At 57.6% G+C, this 22789-nt stretch carries 21 protein-coding genes; 7 read left to right on the top strand and 14 right to left on the bottom strand.

The window, feature by feature from the left end; genetic code table 11:
• Positions 1-110 precede the first annotated feature (110 nt).
• Positions 111-1016: a LysR substrate-binding domain-containing protein gene (locus ABVF61_RS08910; protein WP_353993161.1), complete on the bottom strand. Its 906-nt coding sequence runs from the start codon at positions 1014-1016 to the stop codon at positions 111-113.
• Between the two features lie 114 nt (positions 1017-1130).
• Between ABVF61_RS08910 and ABVF61_RS08905 the strand changes: the two genes are divergently transcribed.
• Positions 1131-2186 (top strand): saccharopine dehydrogenase family protein, encoded by a 1056-nt coding sequence (locus tag ABVF61_RS08905; protein ID WP_353993160.1) that lies wholly within the window; start codon positions 1131-1133, stop codon positions 2184-2186.
• 57 nt (positions 2187-2243) lie between these two features.
• On the opposite strand, the gene ABVF61_RS08900 is transcribed toward ABVF61_RS08905, so the two are convergent.
• The 7 genes from ABVF61_RS08900 to ABVF61_RS08870 all read right to left on the bottom strand — a co-directional run bounded on the left by ABVF61_RS08900 (position 2244) and on the right by ABVF61_RS08870 (position 10503).
• Positions 2244-2657 (bottom strand): hypothetical protein, encoded by a 414-nt coding sequence (locus tag ABVF61_RS08900; protein WP_353993159.1) that lies wholly within the window; start codon positions 2655-2657, stop codon positions 2244-2246.
• A 115-nt stretch (positions 2658-2772) separates the two neighbouring features.
• Positions 2773-3258 (bottom strand): hypothetical protein, encoded by a 486-nt coding sequence (locus ABVF61_RS08895; RefSeq protein ID WP_353993158.1) that lies wholly within the window; start codon positions 3256-3258, stop codon positions 2773-2775.
• A 37-nt stretch (positions 3259-3295) separates the two neighbouring features.
• Complete coding sequence (locus ABVF61_RS08890; RefSeq protein WP_353993157.1) at positions 3296-4501, bottom strand: gluzincin family metallopeptidase; 1206 nt, start codon at positions 4499-4501, stop codon at positions 3296-3298.
• A gap of 170 nt (positions 4502-4671) precedes the next feature.
• Entirely contained in the window at positions 4672-5433 is a 762-nt protein-coding gene (locus ABVF61_RS08885) for a TfuA-like protein (RefSeq protein WP_353993156.1), read from the bottom strand.
• On the bottom strand, positions 5430-6656 hold the full coding sequence (locus tag ABVF61_RS08880) for a YcaO-like family protein (protein ID WP_353993155.1): 1227 nt from the start codon (positions 6654-6656) through the stop codon (positions 5430-5432). Before ABVF61_RS08880 ends, ABVF61_RS08885 begins: the two co-directional genes overlap by 4 nt.
• The gene (locus ABVF61_RS08875; RefSeq protein ID WP_353993154.1) at positions 6610-9759 is read right to left on the bottom strand and encodes an AAA family ATPase; all 3150 of its coding nucleotides are present in this window, start codon (positions 9757-9759) and stop codon (positions 6610-6612) included. The genes ABVF61_RS08880 and ABVF61_RS08875 overlap by 47 nt, the downstream gene beginning before the upstream one ends.
• Before the next feature lie 285 nt (positions 9760-10044).
• Entirely contained in the window at positions 10045-10503 is a 459-nt protein-coding gene (locus tag ABVF61_RS08870) for an Lrp/AsnC family transcriptional regulator (RefSeq protein ID WP_353993153.1), read from the bottom strand.
• Positions 10504-10613: 110 nt separating this feature from the next.
• Between ABVF61_RS08870 and ABVF61_RS08865 the strand changes: the two genes are divergently transcribed.
• The gene (locus ABVF61_RS08865; protein WP_353993152.1) at positions 10614-11816 is read left to right on the top strand and encodes a methionine gamma-lyase; all 1203 of its coding nucleotides are present in this window, start codon (positions 10614-10616) and stop codon (positions 11814-11816) included.
• 13 nt (positions 11817-11829) lie between these two features.
• Here the strand turns inward: ABVF61_RS08865 and ABVF61_RS08860 are convergent, their stop codons facing one another.
• Positions 11830-12300: an Lrp/AsnC family transcriptional regulator gene (locus ABVF61_RS08860; protein WP_353993151.1), complete on the bottom strand. Its 471-nt coding sequence runs from the start codon at positions 12298-12300 to the stop codon at positions 11830-11832.
• Between the two features lie 122 nt (positions 12301-12422).
• Here ABVF61_RS08860 and ABVF61_RS08855 point away from each other — a divergent pair, with 122 nt between their 5' ends.
• Complete coding sequence (locus tag ABVF61_RS08855; RefSeq protein ID WP_353993150.1) at positions 12423-14795, top strand: thiamine pyrophosphate-binding protein; 2373 nt, start codon at positions 12423-12425, stop codon at positions 14793-14795.
• 236 nt (positions 14796-15031) lie between these two features.
• Here the strand turns inward: ABVF61_RS08855 and ABVF61_RS08850 are convergent, their stop codons facing one another.
• Positions 15032-15904 carry a LysR substrate-binding domain-containing protein gene (locus ABVF61_RS08850; protein ID WP_353993149.1) on the bottom strand — a complete coding sequence of 291 codons (873 nt, stop codon included), beginning with the start codon at positions 15902-15904 and terminating at the stop codon, positions 15032-15034.
• Positions 15905-15998: 94 nt separating this feature from the next.
• On the opposite strand from ABVF61_RS08850, the gene ABVF61_RS08845 reads away from it, so the two are divergent.
• Positions 15999-16220, top strand: a complete 222-nt coding sequence (locus ABVF61_RS08845) for a hypothetical protein (protein WP_353993148.1) — start codon at positions 15999-16001, stop codon at positions 16218-16220.
• Between the two features lie 73 nt (positions 16221-16293).
• On the opposite strand, the gene ABVF61_RS08840 is transcribed toward ABVF61_RS08845, so the two are convergent.
• From ABVF61_RS08840 to ABVF61_RS08825, 4 genes are read right to left on the bottom strand one after another with little or no spacing between them, the layout of a single operon-like run.
• The gene (locus ABVF61_RS08840; RefSeq protein ID WP_353993147.1) at positions 16294-17124 is read right to left on the bottom strand and encodes an amidohydrolase family protein; all 831 of its coding nucleotides are present in this window, start codon (positions 17122-17124) and stop codon (positions 16294-16296) included.
• Positions 17121-17549: an L-fucose mutarotase gene (fucU, locus tag ABVF61_RS08835; RefSeq protein ID WP_353993146.1), complete on the bottom strand. Its 429-nt coding sequence runs from the start codon at positions 17547-17549 to the stop codon at positions 17121-17123. The genes ABVF61_RS08840 and fucU overlap by 4 nt, the downstream gene beginning before the upstream one ends.
• On the bottom strand, positions 17539-18591 hold the full coding sequence (locus ABVF61_RS08830; protein WP_353993145.1) for an aldo/keto reductase: 1053 nt from the start codon (positions 18589-18591) through the stop codon (positions 17539-17541). The genes fucU and ABVF61_RS08830 overlap by 11 nt, the downstream gene beginning before the upstream one ends.
• Positions 18592-18605: 14 nt before the next feature.
• Positions 18606-19316: a GntR family transcriptional regulator gene (locus ABVF61_RS08825; RefSeq protein WP_353993144.1), complete on the bottom strand. Its 711-nt coding sequence runs from the start codon at positions 19314-19316 to the stop codon at positions 18606-18608.
• A gap of 112 nt (positions 19317-19428) precedes the next feature.
• Here ABVF61_RS08825 and ABVF61_RS08820 point away from each other — a divergent pair, with 112 nt between their 5' ends.
• The 3 genes from ABVF61_RS08820 to ABVF61_RS08810 all read left to right on the top strand — a co-directional run bounded on the left by ABVF61_RS08820 (position 19429) and on the right by ABVF61_RS08810 (position 22784).
• Entirely contained in the window at positions 19429-20952 is a 1524-nt protein-coding gene (locus tag ABVF61_RS08820) for a UxaA family hydrolase (protein WP_353993143.1), read from the top strand.
• Positions 20928-21689, top strand: coding sequence for an SDR family oxidoreductase (locus tag ABVF61_RS08815; protein ID WP_502949936.1), 762 nt, complete (start codon positions 20928-20930; stop codon positions 21687-21689). Before ABVF61_RS08820 ends, ABVF61_RS08815 begins: the two co-directional genes overlap by 25 nt.
• A 240-nt stretch (positions 21690-21929) precedes the next feature.
• On the top strand, positions 21930-22784 hold the full coding sequence (locus tag ABVF61_RS08810; RefSeq protein ID WP_353993142.1) for a fumarylacetoacetate hydrolase family protein: 855 nt from the start codon (positions 21930-21932) through the stop codon (positions 22782-22784).
• Positions 22785-22789: the final 5 nt, after the last annotated feature.

Genomic DNA, 22789 nt, shown 5'->3' with positions numbered 1-22789 from the left:
TCCGATCAGCGAACCACGTTTCGAAATTTACTTCAAGTCTAAAATTTCAAACTTAAAATAAATTCATTGACGTCGCTCCCGGCTCACTCATTCGGGCGAGCATCCGGGTGTCAGTCTTTCGGAACCTTGCGTGTGACCTGACCGCGGATCCATGTCAGGAATTCGGCAACGGGTGGGGTCAGGTCGCCGGGCGGTGTTGCGAGATAGTAGTTGTGACCCGAACCGTCTTCGACACTGGAGAGGGAGACGAGGCTACCTGATGCGAGTTCGGTTTCGATAAGGTAGGTTGGCAGGATGGCAGCGCCCATGCCGCTGCAAGCTGCTGCGATCACAAGTGAAAACTGATCAAAATAGCTGCCGACCTGCACCCGGCCGGTTGCCTCGGGGACGGACTTTTGAAAGGCCTTCCATAAGTGCGGGCGCGAGGCCATATGGAGCAAGGGCATTCGGAGAATGTCTTCTTTGCGCTCGACCGGATGCGCATTTAAAAGGTCCGGCGAGGCGACGGCGATCAGGTCCTCGGGGCACAGCGGTGTCAGTTTTGCGCCGGGCCAGTCATTCGCGCCGAAGTGGATGGCGACATCGATCCCCTGTTCCAGCAGGTCAAACGGTTTCGTCCGGCTGTAAATCATGAGATCAAGGTTTGGCCGGCCTGATTTGAAATCGTTCAGCCTGGGCACGAGCCAGCGGGCTGCAAATGTCGGCAGAGCCGCGATCGTCAAAAGTTCCTGGGTTTCTCCTGCCGCAACGGCCTGGCTGATGGTTCGGCGCAATCTTCCAAGGTCTGAAAAGACGCTTTTTGCCAGAGCCTTACCAGCTTGGGTTAGTCTGATGCCCCGGCCTTCCCGGCGAAAGAGCGCGGCGCCGATCTGTTCTTCGAGTTCCTTGACCTGTCGGCTGACGCCGCTCTGGGTCAGGCCGAGTTCTTCAGCCGCTGCAGTGAAGCTTTGGTGCTTTGCGGCTGCTTCAAAACAGCGGAGAACGGAAATGCTCGGGATCGGAATGTCGCGGTCCATGATAAATCCGATGCATGAGTTTTAGTCATTGAAACAACAATTTTTCAGGTGTTTTTGTGCGGGTCAAGGGCGAGTATTCTTTCGACGGAACAGTGTTTTGAGGGAAGAGCGCGAATGCAGAAGATAGCGGTTCTGGGACTTGGCAAGGTCGGCACACTGGCGGGTGAACTGCTGCATGACAGCGGCTTTCAGGTAACGGGTTTCGACAGCACTGCGTCGCATGAACTGCCGTTCGAAACGCGGCAAGTGGATGTCAGCAGTTTGGACAGGCTGAAAGACGCTCTATCGGGTGTTGAAGCGGTCTTGTCCTGCCTTCCTTATTTTCTCAATGTCGGGGTGGCCAGCACGGCTCATGAACTCGGTCTGCACTATTTCGACCTGACGGAAGACGTGCCGACGACAAAGGCGATCGTGGAGATGGCCCAATCGTCAAAGGGTCTCATGGCACCGCAATGCGGTCTGGCTCCGGGTTTCGTCGGTATCGTGGGCGCCAGCCTGATTGAAGAGTTCGACCGTTGCAGGTCCTGCCGCATGCGGGTCGGCGCCCTGCCGCAGAACCCCGCGGGACTGATGGGCTATTCCTTCAACTGGTCTCCGGAGGGCGTCGTCAACGAGTACCTCAATGATTGCGAGGTCCTGGAAGACGGCGAGATCAAATGGGTCTCTCCCATGGAGTGGATCGAAAAGATTGTCATCGGCGGCATCGAACTGGAAGCCTTCACCACGTCCGGCGGGCTGGGTACCATGTGTGAGACTTACAAGGACCGTGTGCCGAACATGGATTACAAAACCATGCGGTATCCCGGGCATGTGAAGCTGATGAACTTCTTCTTCCACGAACTTCTGATGCGCGACCGGCGCCGCGAAGCCGGCGAAATCCTGGTCAATGCCAAACCGCCGGTCAGTGATGACATTGTCTATATTCATGTGGCTGCGGAAGGCGAAGTGGATGGGCGCATGCAACGCCGTGAATTCGTAAGAGGCCTGAAACCGCTGACAATCGCTGGCAAGGAGCGGACCGCCATTGCCTGGACAACGGCCTCTTCCGTCGTTGCCGTTATTGAAATGGTGCGAGACGGCACGCTTCCTGCGAAGGGGTTCCTCAAGCAGGAAGATGTTCCGCTGGACGTTTTTCTGAAGACGTCAAATGGTGCCCGCTACAATATGTGAGACCGGGTGAGGCGATCTTATCGCGTTGATTTCCAGACAGGTCTGCCGGGCAACGGCTCAGCAGGCCAAGTTCTGATCATAATAAAAAATCACCCTCAAAAAGCCTCCATTCACTTCCTTTTTGTCCGGTTCCAGCTGGATCATCATCTTGAACTCTTCCTGGACCTTGAATGGTGTCTTGAGAGGTGTCCGCCCGACATAGGAGCCGTCTTCGTGTTTCAGCTTCACCTTGGTGACGGGTTCAATATTTCCGGCGAGATTGTCGCTCAGGTTGAAGGACTTGACCATCACATGCTTGCTTTGGCTCACGTTGCCGCCGGGGATATAGACAAAGCCGATTGCGACAACGCTCATGATGCCGGGCACAAGGGCCGGAGCCTCGATCTCAGGTGCCGAAATGTCCTCGATGAGAAACTCCCCCGGCTCGTAGGGACCATATTCGTCGAAATTGAATGATTGCGCCTGTGCCATGTGTTCACCTTGAGCTTTTGCTGTGCGCTCCACGCAGACAGTCAGCCTCCAGAGCAATGGAGGCCGTGATGCTGCTGCGATCGACTACTCGTCAACTGCGATATTGCCGTCAACGTCAGGAATTCAGGCGTCCTGACCTGTGCGCCATTTGCATGTTGGCTGCATAGGAATTCGGAGACCTGCGTCCTGGCAGGTTGGCTTCCAGGATCAGCGTTTCCAAAAGGCCGTCCTCGACCGAGATTTCCGTCGTCCGTGTGAGTTTGTTCATGCGCCAGAATTTCATGGGACGATCCTTCGGCACATAATTGCCGGGGAGGTCCTCGCCCTCGCCCGATACGACCATCAGTTTTGGTTTTGCCAACTCGTAATGATTGCCTTCGTAGATGTAGGACTTGATCAGGGCAATCTGCCGGTTGGGTGCATAGACCAGCTGAATGGAAATGCGGCTGAAGTCGTTGCCACCCGTGTCGATCTTGACGTCTGCGGCGCTGCTGCTCTTGATCCCGGAAATGTTCATTCCGACCAAAATGATCTCGGCGGGATCATAATAAGGATCCGGTTGGATGATCGGAAGCTGATCATTCGAGTTCTCATCGGACATTTGTTAGTCCCCCTTCTTTCTTCGTGTCACGAAAGGCTCAAGTTCGAACGACGATCTCTCGCCATTCCAGGTTTTCCATCAGGATATCGCCGGCTTCTTCTTCGCCCATCTCGTCGAACTGATCGGCTATTGCCGCCCCCGCCAGGGCATAGTTCAACGTGTTCGGATCAAGTGTGCTCCAGGACCGGGCGATCGCTGACCCAAGCAGATCCCGGGCATTTTCCAGAGTGGATTTCAAAAGAAAAGCGCGTGCTTCAAAAGCTTCGGCAAAACGGGCGTTGATCAGCTCTATATCGTGATGACCGAGCTCGAAGAGGCGGTCATGGCTGATATCCTCAGGCAGGTCGACGAGATTTTTTTCCATCGCGCTTCGATGGAACAGTTCCACCAGAGTGTCGAATATCGCGCCCGTGAAAGGCTTGGAAAGATCGTGCACCGCGTCGCTGACGGTGCTCATCTTGCGGTCGTTGCACGCAGTGCGGATCTGCCGGTCACCTGCGAGTTCTGCAATGCGGTTCAACTCGTTCATCGTCAGAAGATTGCCGCGGGTCGATCGCAACAGCCGATCGAGCACACTGTCGAAATGAAGAAGCGAAATGAGTGCGATGAGGTCGGAAACACTTTCGTGATAGCCGAAATACTGCCTGTTCGCCTGAACAGTCGGCGTGCCCATTTCCGCGAAAATGAGCGCATGACCGAATTCGTGCGCGATCACGTCGAAATTCAACGCGTAGGGAAATGCGGCATCCCGGTCATTCAGTTCCGTGCCGAATTCCATATAGCCGTAGCCGGACTGCGCATTGTTCCAGTTGACCTGCGGGATGATCTCGAGCCGTTCGTAAGTCTGGGAAAAGTGCCAGACGATTTCGTGTCCGAGATAGCTCTCCCAGATATCAAGGATGCGCCTGAGCGAGGCAAAAACGTGTGCGCTGACAAATTGGCGGCTCGACGGGTCGAGATGGTCGAAGTGTCCGTCCGGTCCGGCCTCGGCAGGTGGAAAAGAAGCGCCCACGAAGGGTGGCTGATAGGGATACTCGTAAACCGGTTTTTCAAACAGCGGGTCGATCACATACATGCGCCGATCCGCCGGTCCGGCCTGGATCTCACCCGGAGGTGTGCTGATCCACACTGTTTCGGGTTTTTCGTACCCTTCCAAATGCGGAACCTGGGGGTAGATCAGAAACCGAGTTCCCAGACTTCCGGTCTCGGGTGAAATTGTTTGCTGGTCCAGATAGAAACTCAAATCGGCCTCGACAAAGCTGATGTAAAACCATCCGGTTCAAACAAGTCAGAAGTACAGGTGGAGCCACGTTCGATCTTGGTGCGATACTGGTTTGTATTTCCTCGGTCGAACAAGACTATTTGGAGATCGGGTCACCGTATGTATTTGTTACTCTAGGTAATTTTTAGAGGCTACCAATGAACGTCTAGCGTGTCCAATGAAAAACCCGCGTCGGTCAGATCCTTGAGGAACGCGTCGGTACAAACGAATTGCTGGACGGGCTCAGCTTCAGGCCAGTCGTTCTTTTCCTGGCGGTCGCGCAGTTCCTGCAGGAGAAAATTGGCGTCCTCGGCTTTCTGAGAGTGCTTCAGGCCGTTGAGCTTTCGGGCCAGATCATCTGCATCCCTAGTGGTCGCATCGGCCAGGATGTTGGCAAGGGTTCGTTTCCCATAGTGGAGATTTTGCGCTATCTGCGTCAGCTCTGTCGCTGTGTCGCGCGATATCACTCTCTTGCGCACGGCTTGCTTGAACTTCCTTCTCAGGTCTACGAGCGCTTCGGTCAGGGCCGCAGCTCCCAATTCAGGCGGAGCATGGAGAACGGCCACCGCATCGTCCGGCAGGAGCGGGTATCGGCGGAGCCACCTGTAGATCAATCCACGCCCATGCATTCCGAAAGAGGCGAGTTCTGCCGCCCTCAAAGCGCCCATGCTGGCCGCTCCGAACACGATCGCGCCACGGTCTATGGCCCAGAGGATTTCCTTGTGGCGCACGGCCGGCACCCCCTGAAACAGGCCGTCGATCAGGGCGATAACGCAAGTGCCATGCTGCCGGACCGTTTCCACAAGATCGCCCTGCGCCGCCGGATGCCGAAGCTCGGCCTCCAGTCCGTCCGGAAGTCCGCAAGGATCAAGGCTCGGGCCCGCGAAAACAATGATGGGGCGCTTCTGGTTCATGTGCTGCCTGCCCCCGGTATGCCGAGTGTTACGACACGGGTGATGAAAACGGGAATACCCGTGTCTTCCATCAACCCGACCGAAACGGCTGTCAGGCCCTCATCTTTCAATGCCGTGGCAAGGGCGAATGGACTGTCTTCCTTCGGTTCTGCCTCGGGCGACAATCGTCTATCGGTTGCCTTGCTCATTTGTGCGCGCTCAAAGGCCAGGAAGTCTGCATCTGCGCGCCTGGGGTAATACTGCCAGGTGATATCTTCCCGGCTGCCTGCGATCACCGATGCCCTTGTCTGGACGGCTTCCAAAATGGCGTCTCGTACCGCGCTGTCGATGGAGCCGCGACAGGCAAAGCCGTCGGCTGGAAAGGGTAAAGATGTTGCCGAACTCTCTGCATCCAACAAGCGGGCCCAGACGACCGGAAAGCCACCGGCAGACGGACACTCATGGACCGTGCACAGCAGGCCTGACGCCGTCAGATGGTCGAGCAGTTGGCGTGTTTCCGGTTCGACCAGTGATGAGCAGTCGAAGCGGTGTTTTTCGAAAAAGCCGTGAATGTCCATCGCCCGTGAGGTGCCAAGCCTTTCAAGCGTTTCGAACAGTCCCTGCGTCAGCGCCTCGTTCGCCGTTGCTCCGCCGCCGAGGCCAGTGGTCGTTCTCATGAATGGTGTGCGAGCGTGATCGCTGGCGGGCGTATAGTCGGTGCCGACCAGTGCCGACGGCACTTGCACTTGAGCGCCGGACAAGATGTCCGTTCCGGTAACGAAGGAAATTTCGGTCCCGGCCCAGCCTTCAGGCGTATCCGGCAAAAGGTGGTGACCCAGTCTTGCGACGGCTTGCGTGCCATACACCGCTTCAGGCGTCGCGCGGGTTTCGGCCTCCGGATCAGGGCGCTCACCGGCATATGTTTCAAGTGCTTCCATGATGGACGCGACCGCGGCTTCGGCAAGCGTCAGGCCCTTGCCCTGATTGACCGCATTCGACCTCGCAAGCGGGCGAATGGCCTGGACGACGGGAATGCCAATCCGGTCGAGGCCGGTCACGTCCGCGAGCCTTGAGAGGCCGAATGACCCAAGGTGCGGCAAAAGCCGCTCCAGATAAGTTTCCGCAGGATAATGGCGGCGCGGTTGCTGCGTGTTCTGCGAATCTGTCACTTGAAACTGACCGCTCTCGCGCATCGGATCAGGCCAGGATGCCGGCCAGAAGACTGAGGGCTCGCTCTCGCTCACGACCATGCTCCAAGTCTTCCAGAACGTCACCGATCTGTTGACCCAGCTGCGGCCCCGTCATGTTGTCCGGCAAGAGCCTGGCCTTGTCGACGAGCGTGCGCAGCGTCAAGACCGTTGCACCTTGTTGCGTCGCGATCTCTTCTGCGCGGGCCAAATCTGCAGCGATCTTCTGGTCATCAAATGCGGCCGTGCTGGTCAATCTGGCGCGCCGCCGGTAAAGCTCGGCAAGCCAGAAGGCGTGTCCGGCCTCTTCGGCGCGTTCAATCGCAGAGCTGACGAGCATGATGCCGTCTTCCTGTTTGCCGAGCTGGCCGTCGAGTTCAGCTGCCATCTCCAGGTAAACCGGAAAGTCTTCCTCGGTTCCGATTTCCTGCTGAATGGCCAAGCCTTGCGCCAGCGCTTCTCTGCCGTGCAGCGGGTCTCCCGCCATTCCGTTGGCCCATCCGCCGAATATCAGGCTTTTTGCCTCAAGAGACTTGAGATCGTGTTCCTTGGCAGTGTCGCGCATCTGCCGGGCGAGGCGCGCGACCTGATCAATGTCCCCTCTGTAACGATGAAGCATGATGGCAATGTCGAGCGCATGACAGTTGCTGCCGACATGGTCGATATGCTGTGCCCAGTGTTCTGCCTGTTGCATGTGCGTCAGGGCTGTTTCGGTATGACCCATAAACCAGGAAGACAACGCACGTTCACCAAGTCCGCACACTCTCGCATCATGGCCGCCATAGCGCGTCCTGTGGTCGAGCGCCTCGTCCTCACTATAGAGCTCGAGGCCTTTCGAGATTGCATTCAGGCAGTCCGTGTGCTGACCCGTGTTGAACGCCGTTGCCCATCTGCAATGAAGCGCCTGCAGCTCGACTTCCTGATTGTTGGAACCGGCGAGATCGTCAAGCAGCATCTCTGCTCTTTCGCGCTGAACCTTGAAGTTCGGTGCCGTGAACCACCACCCCCAGTAAAGGGGGAACCCGGAAGCGCGGTCACCGTCCCGCTGCTCGTGAAGCAGCTCAACGCCTTGCTGGTACAGCTTTGAAGCGGCGTCCGACCCGGCACCTTCCATCATCGCCACGACAGGTCCGAGCAGTTTCAGAATTTCCAGATTGAGAGAATTCGCGACCTGCTTGTCCTTGAGTTTGGTGGTCAGGAGTTCGGCTCGTTTCAAGAGCGCACGCGCTTCCTGGAGAGCGGATTGTGAAGACGCGGAGCGCGCGGCGTCGAGATAGTGTCTGATCGCCTCGTTTCGCAATTGCGCCTGTTCGGCGTGCAAAGCCAGCTCGGCGCTTGAAAAGGAACTGCTGTGTTCAATGTCCTGCGTTGCGATCTGGTACAGCGCGGAATGAAGTGTCCGCTTGTTAGACCGCAAGAGACCCGAATAGGCTGCCTGCTGCACCAGCATATGGCGAAAACGATAGGATGCTTCCGCTTCGCTCGACTGTTGTTCGATAAAGCCACCGGCAATCAGTTCCTGCAGACTTTCCTCTGCTGCCGCTGGAGCTCCTGTTGTTGAAAGGAGGGCCGCGAGGGTCAAAATATTGAAACTGCGCCCGATCACGCTGGCAGCTTGCGCAACGAATTTTGCCGGACCAAGCGTGCCAAGACGTGCGGCGAGCAAATCCTGTAGGCTGGCGGTTTCGTCAGAATCGAACAGTTTTTCCCACATTGCCTCATCGAGAGCATCGTCTGCGCCGCGGTCGATGACAAATCGGGTCAGTTCCTCTGCAAAAAGCGGGACACCATCACACCGCGCCGCGATAGCCTCTACCAGTTTTTGCGGCAGTCGCGTGGCGCCGGCCATGTTTTCGATCAACTCGATGACACTGTTGGAGTCCAACCGGGAGAGTTGCAATGAGGAGAAGTTTCCATCCCCATGCCAGTGGTCGTCAGGTGGATTGCGCGATGTCACAATAACGAAGACCGGTGCCGTTTTGATCCGCTCGAGCAACTGCAGAGCGATTTCCAGCGTCTGGCTGTCCGCCCAGTGCAAGTCTTCAATCTTCATGACGCACGGTTTCACGCTCGCAATCGCCATGACCGCATCCGCCAGTGTTTCAACGGCTGAGTGGGTAAAATCGGTGAGGTCGGGACTTTCGCCCTGTTGTGATGCTGACAGGGGTGCCAGCAGATAAGCCAGCGCTTCGAAAAACTCGGCTGGATGTGTTCCCGGGAGCGCCAATGCGGCCTGGATCGTTTCAGCAGACGGATTCCGGTAGTCGAATTCCGGGTCGTGCCGTTGCAGCATATCGCGAAGACTTCGGATTACGGGGTAGTACGGCGTCTCCTGGCTTGCCGGTTCGCATTGAAAGTCCAGTATATGCGCATCGTCCTTGCCCGCCTGCTCCAGGATCTGATGGCACAGCCGTGATTTGCCGATCCCCGGTTCCCCGTGCACGTAAAGGGCCTGACCGTTTCCGGACGCTGCCTCTCGCCATTTTGATATGGCCTCAGAAAGCTCGGTCTGACGGGCCAGAAACGGCTGTGCGCTGTTGCGCAGGGTTTCGAAGCGGTCATTGGAGTTCCGCCGGCCGAGAGGTTGCCAGAGCGCGTGCGGCTCGTTGAAGCCTTTCAGGTGTCTGGCACCAAGGCCCTCATAGTGAAAAAGTCTGCGTGTGGCTTTGTAAGTCGCATTTGAGACGGCAACAGTACCAACACCTGCTTCTCCTTGTATTCTTGCCGCAAGGGTTGGTGCAATTCCGACGATTTCATCGCGCGTTGCAAGCGCGCCGCTGCCAGCCTGGCCTGCCACGGCCGTACCCGTTGCGATGCCGACCCGTATCATGATCGGCTGGTCGAAATCTTCCTGGATCTCCGCGCATTCACGCAAGATCGCAAGCCCCGCGAGGACAGCCTGCATCGGGGCATCTTCATTGGCGACAGGATACCCGAAATAGGCCGATCCGCCGTCGCCCATCAAAAGGTCCAGATGGCCACCGTTGGCCGCAATAGCCCTGTGCGCCGCCTGATGGACCGCCTGCTGAATTTCCCTGAAATCCTCGATATCCATGGTGTTGACCATGGTTGTCGATCCGACCATGTCGTAGAACAAGGCCGTAATCTGGCGGCGTTCACCTTTTTCGATGTCAAGATCTATCGGGGTGTCCTGTGCCATTTGCTGCCTTCGATCTGCGACGCCAGACGGTGAAGGGCGTACCGATATTTCGAAAACCTCGCACATTATTTAGGGGTGAGCAAAACTCACCCCTAAAACACGAAGAATTTCCAACTGCCCTGACGTACAGTCTAGCAGATCAATTTCCGTAAACCACATAACTCTATGTTAATTCTGCATTACTTGGTGAAGCACGATGCTGCCGCGCTGCGTGCCGGGACGAAGTATGGCGCGGAAGCGCGGCGCTCCATTCCCTGCCGCGGTGCGCCTGCGTGCCAGCTCCATCTAGCCCAATTCAGGAAATACCGCCGTTTTCTTGACCGTGCCGTAGACGAAGCTGGTATCGATCGAAGCGATGCCGCCGATCGGGTGGATGCGGTTGCGGATGAAGTCCTCGTACGTATCGAGACCCGAAACCACTACACGTAGCTGATAGTCCATGGCCCCTGTGAGCACATGACATTCCAGCACCTCAGGAATGGTCTGGACGCGGCTTTCGAAGCGGCGGACATCTTCCTCGTTGTGCCGTTCAAGGCGGATCCTGACAAAAACGGTGATCGGCAGGCCGTAAGCTTCCGGATCGACATCAACGGAAAAACCGCGGATCGCTCCCGAGGCCTCCAGGTTCCGCAACCTTCTGAGGCATGGCGAAGGCGACAGGTTGACCGTCTCGGCGAGGTCCTGGTTTGTCATTCTTCCATCCCTTTGCAGGGCCTGGATGATCTGGCGGTCTTTGGCATCCATCTGGGCAACATTGGCAGAATCTACTAATCTGAAGATTAAACCTGACAGTTTTTGAAATCAATAGCCCCTCTCTATGCAGTAAATTGCCCACATAGCTGAAGGAGACTGTCATGAGCCAAGTCAAGGGTTTTGCAAGCCGCGCCATCCATCACGCCTATCGACCTCACGAAAATGAGGGAGCCCTGACACCGCCGCTGCATTTGACATCGACCTTTGTCTTTGAAACTGCCGAGGCCGGCGGCGAGATGTTTGCGGGTGAGCGTACGGGGCACATCTACAGCCGGATTTCAAATCCGACACTGGACCTCCTTGAAAAACGCATTGCGGAACTGGAAGGGGCAGAAGCGGGTCTCGCGCTGGCATCCGGAATGGGAGCCATTACCGCAACGCTCTGGACACTGGTCAGTCCCGGCGATGAAATCATCGTCGACGAAACGCTCTATGGCTGCACGTTCTCGTTCATGCGTCATGGCCTGGCGAAATTCGGCGTGACTGTTTCGCATGTGGATATGACGGACCCTGAAAATCTCGCTTCCGCTATTTCCGGCAGGACGCGCGTTGTTTACTTCGAGACCCCGGCGAACCCGAATATGCGGTTGGTGGATATCGCACGGGTTTCCGAAATCGCGCATCAAGCCGGTGCTACGGTTGTCGTCGACAACACTTATGCAACACCTTACCTGACACGGCCCATCGAATTGGGTGCGGACCTCGTCCTTCATTCTGCGACCAAGTATCTTGGCGGTCACGGCGACGTGGTCGCCGGACTCGTGACCGGCAGCGCAGAAATGGTCAGCGAAATCCGGCTTATTGGCATGAAAGACATGACCGGAGCCGTCATGGCGCCCCTGAACGCCCTTCTGATCCTCCGCGGCCTGAAGACCTTGGCCCTGCGTATGGACCGTCACTGCACAACGGCTTTGAAAGTCGCGGGCTGGTTGGAGGCGCATCCTGCCGTTTCCAACGTGTATTTTCCGGGTCTGCAAAGCTTTGAACAGCATGGTCTGGCAAAGCGGCAGATGCGCCAGCCAGGCGGCATGATTGCGTTTGAGCTAAAGGGGGGTCTGCGTGCCGGAACAGAAATGATGAACGCTTTGAATATGATCCAGAGAGCGGTTTCATTGGGAGATGCTGAGACGCTCATTCAGCATCCGGCGTCTATGACCCATTCCACCTATACGCCTGAAGAACGGGCAGCGCACGGGATCAGCGACGGGCTTGTGCGGCTTTCAGTTGGATTGGAAGATCTTGACGATATTCTGGAGGATCTGAGCCAGGCATTGCCGCAGCATCCGGTCCACGTGGCAGCATGAGGGAGTGGGACTGCTAGGGCGTCCGTGCGATACCCGATTTGACGCGGCGCAGCGGAATTGAGCTTTCGATATTGGCAACGCCGGGCACCTTGGTGAGCTTGCCGGTGAGAAACGTCTCAAATGCGGCCAGACCCGTGGTCGCCACACGCAGCAGATAATCGCGGTTGCCGGTCATCAGCCAGCAATCGACGACTTCCGGGAAGGTCTGGATGGCCTCTTCGAACTGATCCAGCGTCACGTCTACCTGTTTGTCGAGTTGAACCGATACGAAGACGGAGACTTCGAAGCCGAGCGCGACCTCATCGATCAGGGCGCAATAGCCTGTGATGATCTGTTTTTCCTCCAGGTGCCTCAAGCGCCGTGCGACGGGTGTCGCGCTGAGACCGACACGTTCGGAGAGTTCCTGCAACGAAATGCGTCCATCCTGCTGGAGTTCGCGCAGGATCTGAATATCAAATGTATCGATGGTGGTGAAGGAAGGCACGATTCTAGCGCTTTATAGTGAAAAACTCCAACATTTAGCCAATGTGGGTAGGAAATAGCAAGAAATCCATCCGACCGGCTCACTAAATTGTTGGAGAACATCGAACCAACAGGATCTTCGCAATGAGCACCGAGCACCTCAAGACGATCGAAAAAAGACTGCTGTGGCTGTCGCACTGGATGATCCATCACGCCAATCACATCCGGCCGAAAGTCGACAGGATCAAGGTTGGCGGACATCAGGCGAGTTCCGCCTCGATGGTTTCGATCATGACGGCGCTCTATTTTTCCGCACTCAGGCCCGAAGACCGTGTCGCGGTGAAACCGCACGCTTCACCTATTTTCCATGCGATCCAATACCTGATGGGCAACCAGACGCGGGAGAACATGGAAAATTTCAGAGGCTTTGGAGGTGTGCAATCCTACCCGTCGAGGACCAAGGATATCGACGACGTTGATTTTTCCACCGGCTCGGTTGGCCTCGGAGTTGCGATCACATCATTCGCGTCTTTGGTGCAAGACTACATCAACGCCAAACACTGGGCGCTGGACCGGCCGCTCGGACGCATGATTGCGCTGGTCGGAGATGCCGAGCTCGATGAAGGCAATGTCTATGAGGCTTTGCAGGAGGGGTGGAAAAACGATCTTCGAAACTGCTGGTGGATCATTGACTACAATCGGCAATCGCTGGATGGAATCGTGCGCGAGGGGCTGTTCGACCGGGTCGAAAAGATATTCGACGCCTTCGGCTGGGATGTTGTCCGCGTGAAGTATGGCGCGCTTCAACGCGCCGCCTTTGAAGAACCGGGCGGCGACAATCTGCGGCGCTGGATCGATAAGTGTTCCAACCAGGACTATGCCGCGTTGACGTTCATGGGGGGCAAGGTCTGGCGCCAGCGCCTGATGGATGATCTTGGCGATCAGGGCGATGTGACGGCGCTCATCGACCGGCGCAGCGACGCCGAGCTGGCCGAACTCATGGAAAATCTGGGGGGCAATTGCACCGAGACGATGCGCGACGTCTTTGCCTCGATCGATCATGACCGCCCGACCTGTTTCCTTGCCTACACTATCAAGGGATGGGGAACACCGATAGCCGGGCACAAGGACAATCACGGCGGCCTGATGAACAAGTCCCAGATGGCTGCATGGCAGGAGCATATGGGTGTCGCAGAAGGTCAAGAGTGGGAGCCGTTTGCGACAGTTGCAGATGTTGAAGCGCTCAGGACATTTCTGGGAACGGTGCCCTTTTTCTCCAGAGGCACCCGGCGCTACTCCGACAAGCCGATTGACGTTCCGGCGATCGAACTGCAATCAGATCGGGACCTCTCGACCCAGATGGCCTTTGGCAAGGTGCTCGACGATCTGTCAAAAGGTGATAGCAAACTTGCGGAGCGGATCGTTACGACGTCGCCGGACGTGACCGGAACCACCAATCTCGGCCCCTGGGTCAACCGGCGCAAACTGTTCGCCCGCCATGCCCTGTCGGACGCGTTTATCGAACATCGCATTCCATCCACGGCAAAGTGGGAATTCACGCCGGACGGGCAGCATATCGAACTCGGTATCGCGGAGATGAACTTGTTTCTGCTGCTGGGGGCCGCGGGCCTTTCGCACACGCTGTTCGGCGAGCGCCTGATCCCGATCGGGACAGTCTATGACCCGTTTGTGTGCCGAGGCCTCGATGCCCTGAATTATGCCTGTTACCAGGATGCACGTTTCATGATTGTCGGAACGCCCTCTGGTGCGACGCTCGCGCCGGAGGGCGGCGCGCACCAGTCCATCGGCACACCGCTGATCGGCATGAGCCAGGATGGGCTTGCTGCCTTCGAGCCCGCCTTCGCCGATGAACTTGCCGTCATCATGGAGTGGGCCTTCGACTATCTCCAGCGTGATGGGGAAGGGGACCCGGACGAGCGAACCTGGCTCCGCGACGAGACCGGCGGGTCGGTTTACCTGCGTTTGTCCACCAACTCGATCGAGCAACCCGTCAAGCGCGCCGACGACGATTTCCGGCAAGGCGCGATTGACGGGGCCTACTGGCTGCGCAAACCCGGTCCCAATTGTGAGGTCGTCATTGCCTATCAGGGTGTCGTTGCCCCGGAAGCGATCCGCGCCGCGGGGCACCTCGCCGGAAACCGGCGCGATATCGGGGTGCTCGCGGTCACGTCCGCCGATCGCCTGAATGCCGGCTGGACCGCAGCGCAAAGAGCACGTGCGCGCGGTAACACACTGGCGTTGTCGCATGCCGAGCGACTATTGGCCGATCTGCCTGCTCACTGCCAACTGATCACTGTCATTGACGGCCATCCGGCCACGCTTGCCTGGCTGGGCAGTGTCGCCGGGCATCGCACGATCCCAATGGGCGTAGAACATTTCGGACAGACCGGAACGATTGGAGACCTTTATCGTCACTTCGGCATCGATGCGGAGTCGATTGTCGACAAGGTCAACGGCCTTACCCCGGGAAGGCACATCCAACTGGTGCAGGACTAAACCTGCCCAAGGTATCGGCCTATCCAACCGGGCAGTCACTTCGTTAGGCGAACAGGCCAGATCTCGCATGTCCCGGGCACGGTCGGCACCCACCGGTGTGTTTTGAACGCGTGCGCCACAAGCTCGTTCGCAACGCGCCGCGCTGGCGTCGACACTGATTGTCGTTCTTGGGCTTTCATGCCGTGTCGCCAGCGGAGCAAATTGTTGCACGGGCGTTAGGGAACCGGCACGCTCCGTCAGGAAACGGCTTGCGTTTCTTTCTGTCCCAGCTTTTTAAGAAGAAAATCCGCTGCGAGCGAAACATGCGCTTCGGCCGTGTTGGATTGGTGCACGGAAATGACAACCTCCGGGAGCGGCGGTAAACCGGCCGCTCGTTCCACGATCCTGAGGCCGGACGGTATGACCGAAGCCTCCATCGCGGATACCGCCGATCCGTCCTGCAACGCCTTTTCCATCAGGCCGATGCTGCGGGTTGAATAGGTAACGCGCCAGGACCGGTCGATGCGCTTCAACGCATCAAGGGCAATCTCTCTGCAAACGCATCCAACGGGAAACAACACCAGCGACAGCGGTTCCTCGGGATCATCTGTGAAATCGGGCGAGGCAACCCAATGCAGGGGTTCATACCTTGCGATCTGACCCGCAACTGCGTCGGGACGGTGAGTGGCGACGACCAGATCAAGCTGACCCTGCTTGAGTTGCGGCAGCAGATCGCAGGCGTTGTCGCACGTAACCTCGAACTGCAATCGGGGGTGTTCCCTGGAAAGCGCGGATAGGAGAGGCGGGATCATGAAAGTCGCGTAGTCATCGGGCGCACCGATCCTGACCAGCCCTTCGACTTCAGGACGCTGAAGGTGAGACAGTGCCGCGTCGTTTGCCGCCAGAATGCGGTTGGCATAAACCAGCAGGGCCTCTCCTGTTTGGGTGATGGAGACAGACTGACGCGTGCGCTCGAAAAGGCGTTTTTCGACAATCTCTTCAAGTCGCTTGATTTGCAGGCTGACCGCCGATTGGGTTCTCCCGACAGCCTCCGCGGCGCGCGTAAAGTTACGGTGCGCGGCAACAGCAACGAATGATCGGAGCAGGTCCATTTCGAGATCACGCTTCATGGCTTATCATTTCCAGATCTCATCACAGTAAGCAATATAATTCGTTTCTGTGATAATGATTGCGGATCTAGGGTTGCTTCAGGAGGTCCAGGCAATGCTAGATTTGTTCGCTCAATCCATGTTCCTTGCAACCCGTATCACGCCGCTTGAACGCTCCACCGGGCGTCTCGGCCAGCACACGGCATCGCAGTCGAAAACAGAAGATGCCAACAGGAAACCAGGGCAGCAGAAAGACCCGCACACAACAGCCGCGCGATGGTCGACGCACTCCTCAACAAGTGACAGCGCGTCAGATTCCGCTGAAGGCGATATTTGAAGGCAGCGCAAAGATCATCGACCAAAGCGCTCACCTGATGCTCTGCGTATTGACGTGCGTTTGGAGCCAGTGATCAGCTCAGCCCATAGGCACGCAGGGCATTCAGGCCAAGCACGGCGTTTTTCTCCTCAGCGCTGAGTTCGTCCAGAAGCAGCTCGGTCGTTTCGACCCAGCGTTCGTAGCTGCTCGCCAAAAGGCAGACCGGCCAGTCGCTTCCCCAAATGAGCCGGTTTGGGCCGAAGGTTGCCAGAAGATGATCCACGTAAGGACGGAGATGATCCACTGTCCAATCGGCACGAGCCTCGGTGACAAGCCCTGAAAGTTTGCAGAATGCGTTGCTGTCTTTCGCCAGGATCGCCATGTCGGCGGCCCAGGCGTCAATGCGGCCTTCCCGGATAAGCGGCTTGGAGCCGTGATCGATCACGACGCACATGTCGGGGTGCCGGCCGATCAGCGTGACCAGGTTGTCCAGATGCTGGGGCAAGGTGAGGGCATCGAACGTCAACAGGTTGTCGATCAAGGCTTCGAAGGCCGGTGTAAGGTCGTCGCGCAGCATCCAGTCATCATCTGCAATATCCTGGATCATCGGCCGCAGGCCAACCATGGCCGGATGTGAGGCAAGCTCTGCAATCGTTTCCGGCGCGTCCGGCCGTTCAAAGTCAACCCAGCCGACAACCCCTTTAACCGAAGGCGTGTTTTCGGCAATCTTGAGCATGAACCGCGTTTCGGCGAGCGTAGGGGCTGCTTGTACCAGGATCGTGCCGGTTATGCCGTGTTCGCTGAGATGCGGAGCAAGGTCATTGGACAGAAAGTTCCGGTAGATCGGCTTGAGATCCGGGGTCAGCCAGCCGTAGTCGCCGCGTTCGAGATCCCAGAAATGCTGATGCGCATCGATCCGTGTCATCCGATCACGCCTTTTTTCAGAATGATGTTGCCGTATAATCGCCGCTCTCCCGTTTGCACGACGGCAAATGCCTTCGCCGCGCGCTCATAGAAGGCAAACCGTTCCAGGGTCTGGATTTCGGCAGGATTGTCCGCGGTTGCGTTGATGATGTTCTGAAAGTCGGCAACGGCATCCGGTACGGCGTCCGGATCTCCGACAACCTGCATGGTGAGCGCAGGGTCCGGGACGAAGCTGTCCAGTGGCATGACGGAGAGGATTGCTTCCAGCATCTCGCTTGCCGTCGAGCCATCGGCCCGGATGCAGTCCGGTCCCAGGCCTTCTCCGGGAAAATTGGCGTCAGAGATGACGATCTCGTCGCCATGACCCATGGCGCGCAGGGCATAGAGGAGCTCAGGCGACAGAATCGGGTCGATGTCACGCAGCATGGCTGGTCTCTGAAGGCAGTGGCGCATCAGGACGGATAAGCCCTTCACCGCGAAGGTCGGACCAGAGTGCTGCCGGTATCGGCGTTTCCAGAACCTCGACGTTGGCGCTCACCTCGCGCGCATTGACCGCACCGGGAATGACGGTCTTGACGCTTGGATGGCCCAGGACAAATTGCAGCGCGGCAGCGATCAGCGGCGTGTCGTGAGCTTTGCAGACAGCTTCAATCTTGCCAACGCGCTCCAGGACGTCAGGCGGTGCATCGGTGTAGTTGTATTTCGCGCCGGGGACCGGGCCGGTTGCCAATATGCCGGAATTGTAGGGACCTCCCAAGATGATGCCGACGTCGCGCTGCTCGCACAGAGGAAGGAAACTCTCGAGTGCCTCCTGTTCGAGCAGCGTGTAACGGCCGGCAAGCAGAAAGCCGTCGAAGTCACCCAGCCCGAGCAGTTTTTCGCAAACCTGCCATTCGTTGACGCCAGCTCCGATTGCAGCGACGTCTCCGGCCTCTTTCAGTTCGTTCAAAGCGCGATACCCGCCTCCGTCAAAGAGTTCCCTGACCTTGGCATCGCTTGCTTCCTGCGAACCTTGGGAGAAAACACAGACATCGTGCACCAGAAGAATGTCGGCGTTGGAGACCTCCATGCGTTTCCGGCTGGCTTCGTAACTCCGCATGACGCCGTCATAGGTGTAGTCGAAGACGATACGCTTTTGCGGGACATCGACAAATGCTTCCGGGGTGACGTCTTCCGGGGCGCAATCCAGAAGCAGACGGCCAATCTTTGTCGACAATTGAACGTTCGCTCTGCCGAACCGTTTCAGTGCCACGCCGAACCTTTCTTCCGACACCCCAAGTCCATATTGCGGGGCCGTGTCGAAATACCGGATACCCGCATCAAAAGCCGCCTGAAGTGCCGCCTGAGCGTCCTCTTCGGAAACCTTGCGATAAAGGTTTCCGAGTGGCGCGCCGCCGAAGCCCATACGGGTCAGGGGAACGGGTCGCTTCGTTCGCGAGTTCAAGAGGATGGTTTCGGTGACCTTCATGTCTGGTTCCTGTTTCATCGGGATTGGAAAAGCTCGGGGCGTGTTTCCGCGAGTGCCTCGATGCGGGGCATCAGTTGGCCAAGGTGGTGGCGCATGGCGCGCTGCGCAGCGTCAGGATCTTTCATGCGGATGGCATCAACCACGGCCCGGTGTTCGTCCAGTGTCTCCGTGGCACGGCCTGGTGTCGGCAGGAGCAGCATGCGGGCGCGGGTCACCTGGAGCGATACCATGCGCGCGACCGTCTTGAGCCTGGGGTATCCGGTAAACGCCATCAAGAGCGCGTGGAATTCCTCGTCTGCCTGGTAAAAGCCGGGAAAATCGCTGTCTTCCACGAGCAGGTCCTGAAGCCTCATATTCCGGTTTATCTGGGCGAACTGATCTTCCGTCCGGTCTTCGGCAACCTTGGCAACGCTTGCAAGTTCAAGTGCCTGGCGCAAGAATGTTCCTTCGCGAATGTCTTCCATCGACAAGTGGGCGATCCGGGTTCCGGACTGCGGGATCACATCGACAAGACCCTCATTGGCAAGGCGGGTGATAGCCTCTGCAACCGGGGACCTGGAAACTCCCAGCCTTTCGCAGACGGGTCCCTTTCGGATCACCTGCCCGGGCAGGAACTTCAGCGACAGGATTGCGTCCTGAAGCGCCAGATAGACCCTGTGCGCGAGCGACCCTTCAAAAGCATTGATGTCTTGAAGCCTGTTTTCGTCGATATCGGTGCTTGTCATGTCCGCCTCTAGCCGACTAACATGTTAGTTGACATAGTTGGCAAGTCAAGCTAGTTCGAAGCGACGATACCGGTCCACAACTGAGGCAGAGAAATAAGCGGGAGAGGCACGAATGAGCGGAAGCGGTTTCATCAAGCTCAGAGGCGACGACAATGTCGTTATCGCCTTACGGGCGCTTCCATCCGGAACCTCATTGGACGGTGTTCCTGCTCCACTTGCGTCGCCGGTTCATCCCGGTCACAAGATCGCTTGTGCACCGATCCCGGAAGGTGAAAATGTAATCCGCTATGGCCAGATCATCGGTCAGGCAAAGTCCGCCATTCAGCCCGGCGACCATGTGCATTCGCACAATCTGGGCATGGAGGGTCACAGTCTGCAGGACCATGAATTTGCTTCCCAGAACACGCCGCTTGCGCCCCTTGAAGCGGGACGAACCTTTCAAGGCTACAAGCGTGCGGATGGCCGGACCGGAACGCGCAATTATATCGGCATTCTGACGTCGGTGAACTGTTCGGGATCCGTTGCCCAATTCATTGCAGAAGCCTCTGAGAAGAATGGTTTGCTGGACCGTTTCCCGAATGTGGATGGTGTCGTGCCGATCGTGCACGGTACCGGCTGCGGAATGTCGGGTGAAAACGAAGGTTACGCCGCGCTGTTCCGCACGCTCTCCGGCTACGCGCAGCACCCCAATTTTGGCGGCATTCTCCTTATCGGCCTTGGATGTGAGGTCATGCAGATTTCAGATCTCGTCGGCGGACGGCCGATCCGGTCCGACGGTGCCTTGCGCTACATGACCATCCAGCAACAGGGAGGGACACGCAGGACGATCGAGAAAGGACTGGAGGAGCTGGAGGGTATCGCGCGCCTTGCCAACACTGTCAGCCGGAGCCCGGTCCCGATCAGCGATATCACTGTCGGAATGCAGTGCGGCGGGTCGGACGGTTATTCGGGGATCACCGCCAACCCTGCGCTTGGGTATGCGTCCGACCTTCTGGTCCGTCACGGCGGAACGACGATCCTTTCCGAAACGCCGGAAATATATGGTGCCGAACACCTTCTCACGAGCAGGGCAGAGACGACAGACGTTGGTGAGAAGCTTCTCGCGCGTGTTCGCTGGTGGGAGGACTATGCCGCCCGCAACGGCGGTGAAATGGATAACAACCCGAGCCCCGGCAACAAGCGTGGTGGACTGACGACGATCCTCGAGAAATCCCTGGGTGCCGTTGCCAAGGGAGGGACCGCACCGCTTGCGGGGGTCTACGAGTTTGCCGAACAGGTCGACCGGAAGGGATTTGTCTTTATGGACAGTCCCGGTTTCGACCCGTGCTCGGTCACGGGACAGGTTGCTTCGGGTGCAAACCTGGTCGTCTTCACAACAGGCCGCGGATCGGTTTCGGGATATAAACCGACACCTTGCATAAAGCTCGCCACGAATTCGGAAATGTACGGCCGTATGTCGGAGGACATGGACCTCAATTGCGGGGATATCGTCACCGATGGTGTGAGCATTGAAGCAAAGGGCGAGGAACTGCTGGAACTGATGATCCGGGTGGCCTCCGGTGAACATACCAAAAGCGAGCAACTCGGCTTCGGCGGCGTGGAATTCGTGCCATGGCAAATAGGGGCGGTTATGTGATGCGGCTCCAGGGAAAGACCATTCTCATCACGGCGGCCGGCCAAGGTATGGGGCGAGCCAGTGCGCTCGCCTGCGCTGCGGAAGGCGCTAACGTCATTGCGACCGACAAGGATGCGGCTTTGCTGTCAGGCCTTGAAGGTATCGAAACCCGGGTGCTTGACGTCACCGATGAAACTGCCATCGCTCAACTGGCATCCGATTTGCCGGATCTCGACGGATTGTTCAACGTTGCCGGCTTTGTTCATCACGGGACCATTCTGGATATTTCGGACGAAGACTGGGCGTTCAGTTTCGATCTCAACGTCACATCCATGATGAGGCTGACCCGTGCTTGTCTGCCCGGGATGCTGCGCCAGGCGGAAGCGACCGGATCTGCATCAATCGTCAACATGTCTTCCATGGCGAGCTCAGTAAAGGGTTTCCCCGTCCGCACGGCCTATGGCGCGACCAAGGCGGCGGTGATCGGACTGACAAAGGGGATTGCGGCGGATTTCATTGCCAAAGGCATCCGGTGCAATGCGATTTGCCCCGGAACGGTAGACACGCCTTCGCTTCGTGGCCGTATCAATGCGGCGCCCGACCCGGTGCAGGCGGAGAAGGATTTTGTTGCCAGGCAACCAATGGGTCGATTGGCGCTGGTTGAAGACATCACACCGATCGCAGTCTATCTGCTGTCGGATGAAAGCCAGTTCGTTACCGGCCAGGCGATGCTGGTTGACGGCGGCGTGACGATCTAAAAGCAATGTGGTGCACAACGTCCCGATAGTAAGCGTGGAACCGGGCGGGCAGACCCGATGCATATAGTTTAGCTATTCTGCACCACGTACCGAATCCGATCGATGCGGGCTACTTCGATCACGGTGTATCCAATATGAAGGATGCAAAGAGTTGCAGGACATTGCAATTTCAGAGCGCGGAACCATCCCGATTTGCCGGATCTGCCGGCAGGACGTGAGCTGACACGAGGAAGATGAACCATGAAACTGCTGAGATATGGCCCCGTCGGGGAAGAAAAACCCGGTTTGCTGGATGATGAGGGGCGCGTACGGGATCTTACCGCGCATGTCAGCGATATCTCCGGAGACACATTGTTGCCGGATACGATCGCAAAACTGCAGACGCTGAATGCATCGGACCTGCCGCTTGTCGCCGGGCAGCCTCAAGAGGACCTGCGGCTTGGGCCCTGCGTCGGCAATGTCGGTAAATTCATCTGCATCGGGTTGAACTATGCGGATCATGCCGCCGAATCCGGACTGGACGTTCCCCCGGAACCCGTCGTCTTCGGCAAATGGACGTCGGCAATCATCGGTCCTGATGATGACGTGGAGATCCCGCGCGGCTCGGAAAAAACCGACTGGGAGGTCGAGCTTGGCGTCGTGATCGGCAAGGGCGGAAAATACATCGAAGAAGTGGACGCGCTTTCGCATATTGCCGGGTTCTGCGTGATCAACGATGTCTCCGAGCGCGACTTTCAGCTGAACCGGGCCGGCACCTGGGACAAGGGCAAGGGCAGCGACACGTTCGGCCCGCTTGGTCCGTGGCTGGTGACGCCGGACGAAGTCGGTGATTTCGACCAGCTCGCCATGTGGCTCGAGGTCGACGGACACCGCTATCAGAACGGCTCGACGGCGACCATGGTCTACAAGGTGCCCCATCTCATCAGCTATTGCAGCCGGTTCATGAGCCTGCAGCCCGGCGACATAATCTCAACCGGTACGCCTCCAGGTGTCGGCATGGGACAAAAACCGCCGGTCTACCTCAAAGGCGGCGAGGTGATGCGTCTTGGGATCGACAAGCTCGGGGTCCAGACGCAGAACGTCAAAAACGGCTGAAGCAG

The sequence above is a fragment of the Roseibium sp. HPY-6 genome (genome assembly GCF_040530035.1).
In the GTDB taxonomy this organism is placed as follows: domain Bacteria; phylum Pseudomonadota; class Alphaproteobacteria; order Rhizobiales; family Stappiaceae; genus Roseibium.
Note: the sequence above shows the minus strand (reverse complement) of the source record. Positions and strands in the feature narration are given on the sequence as shown.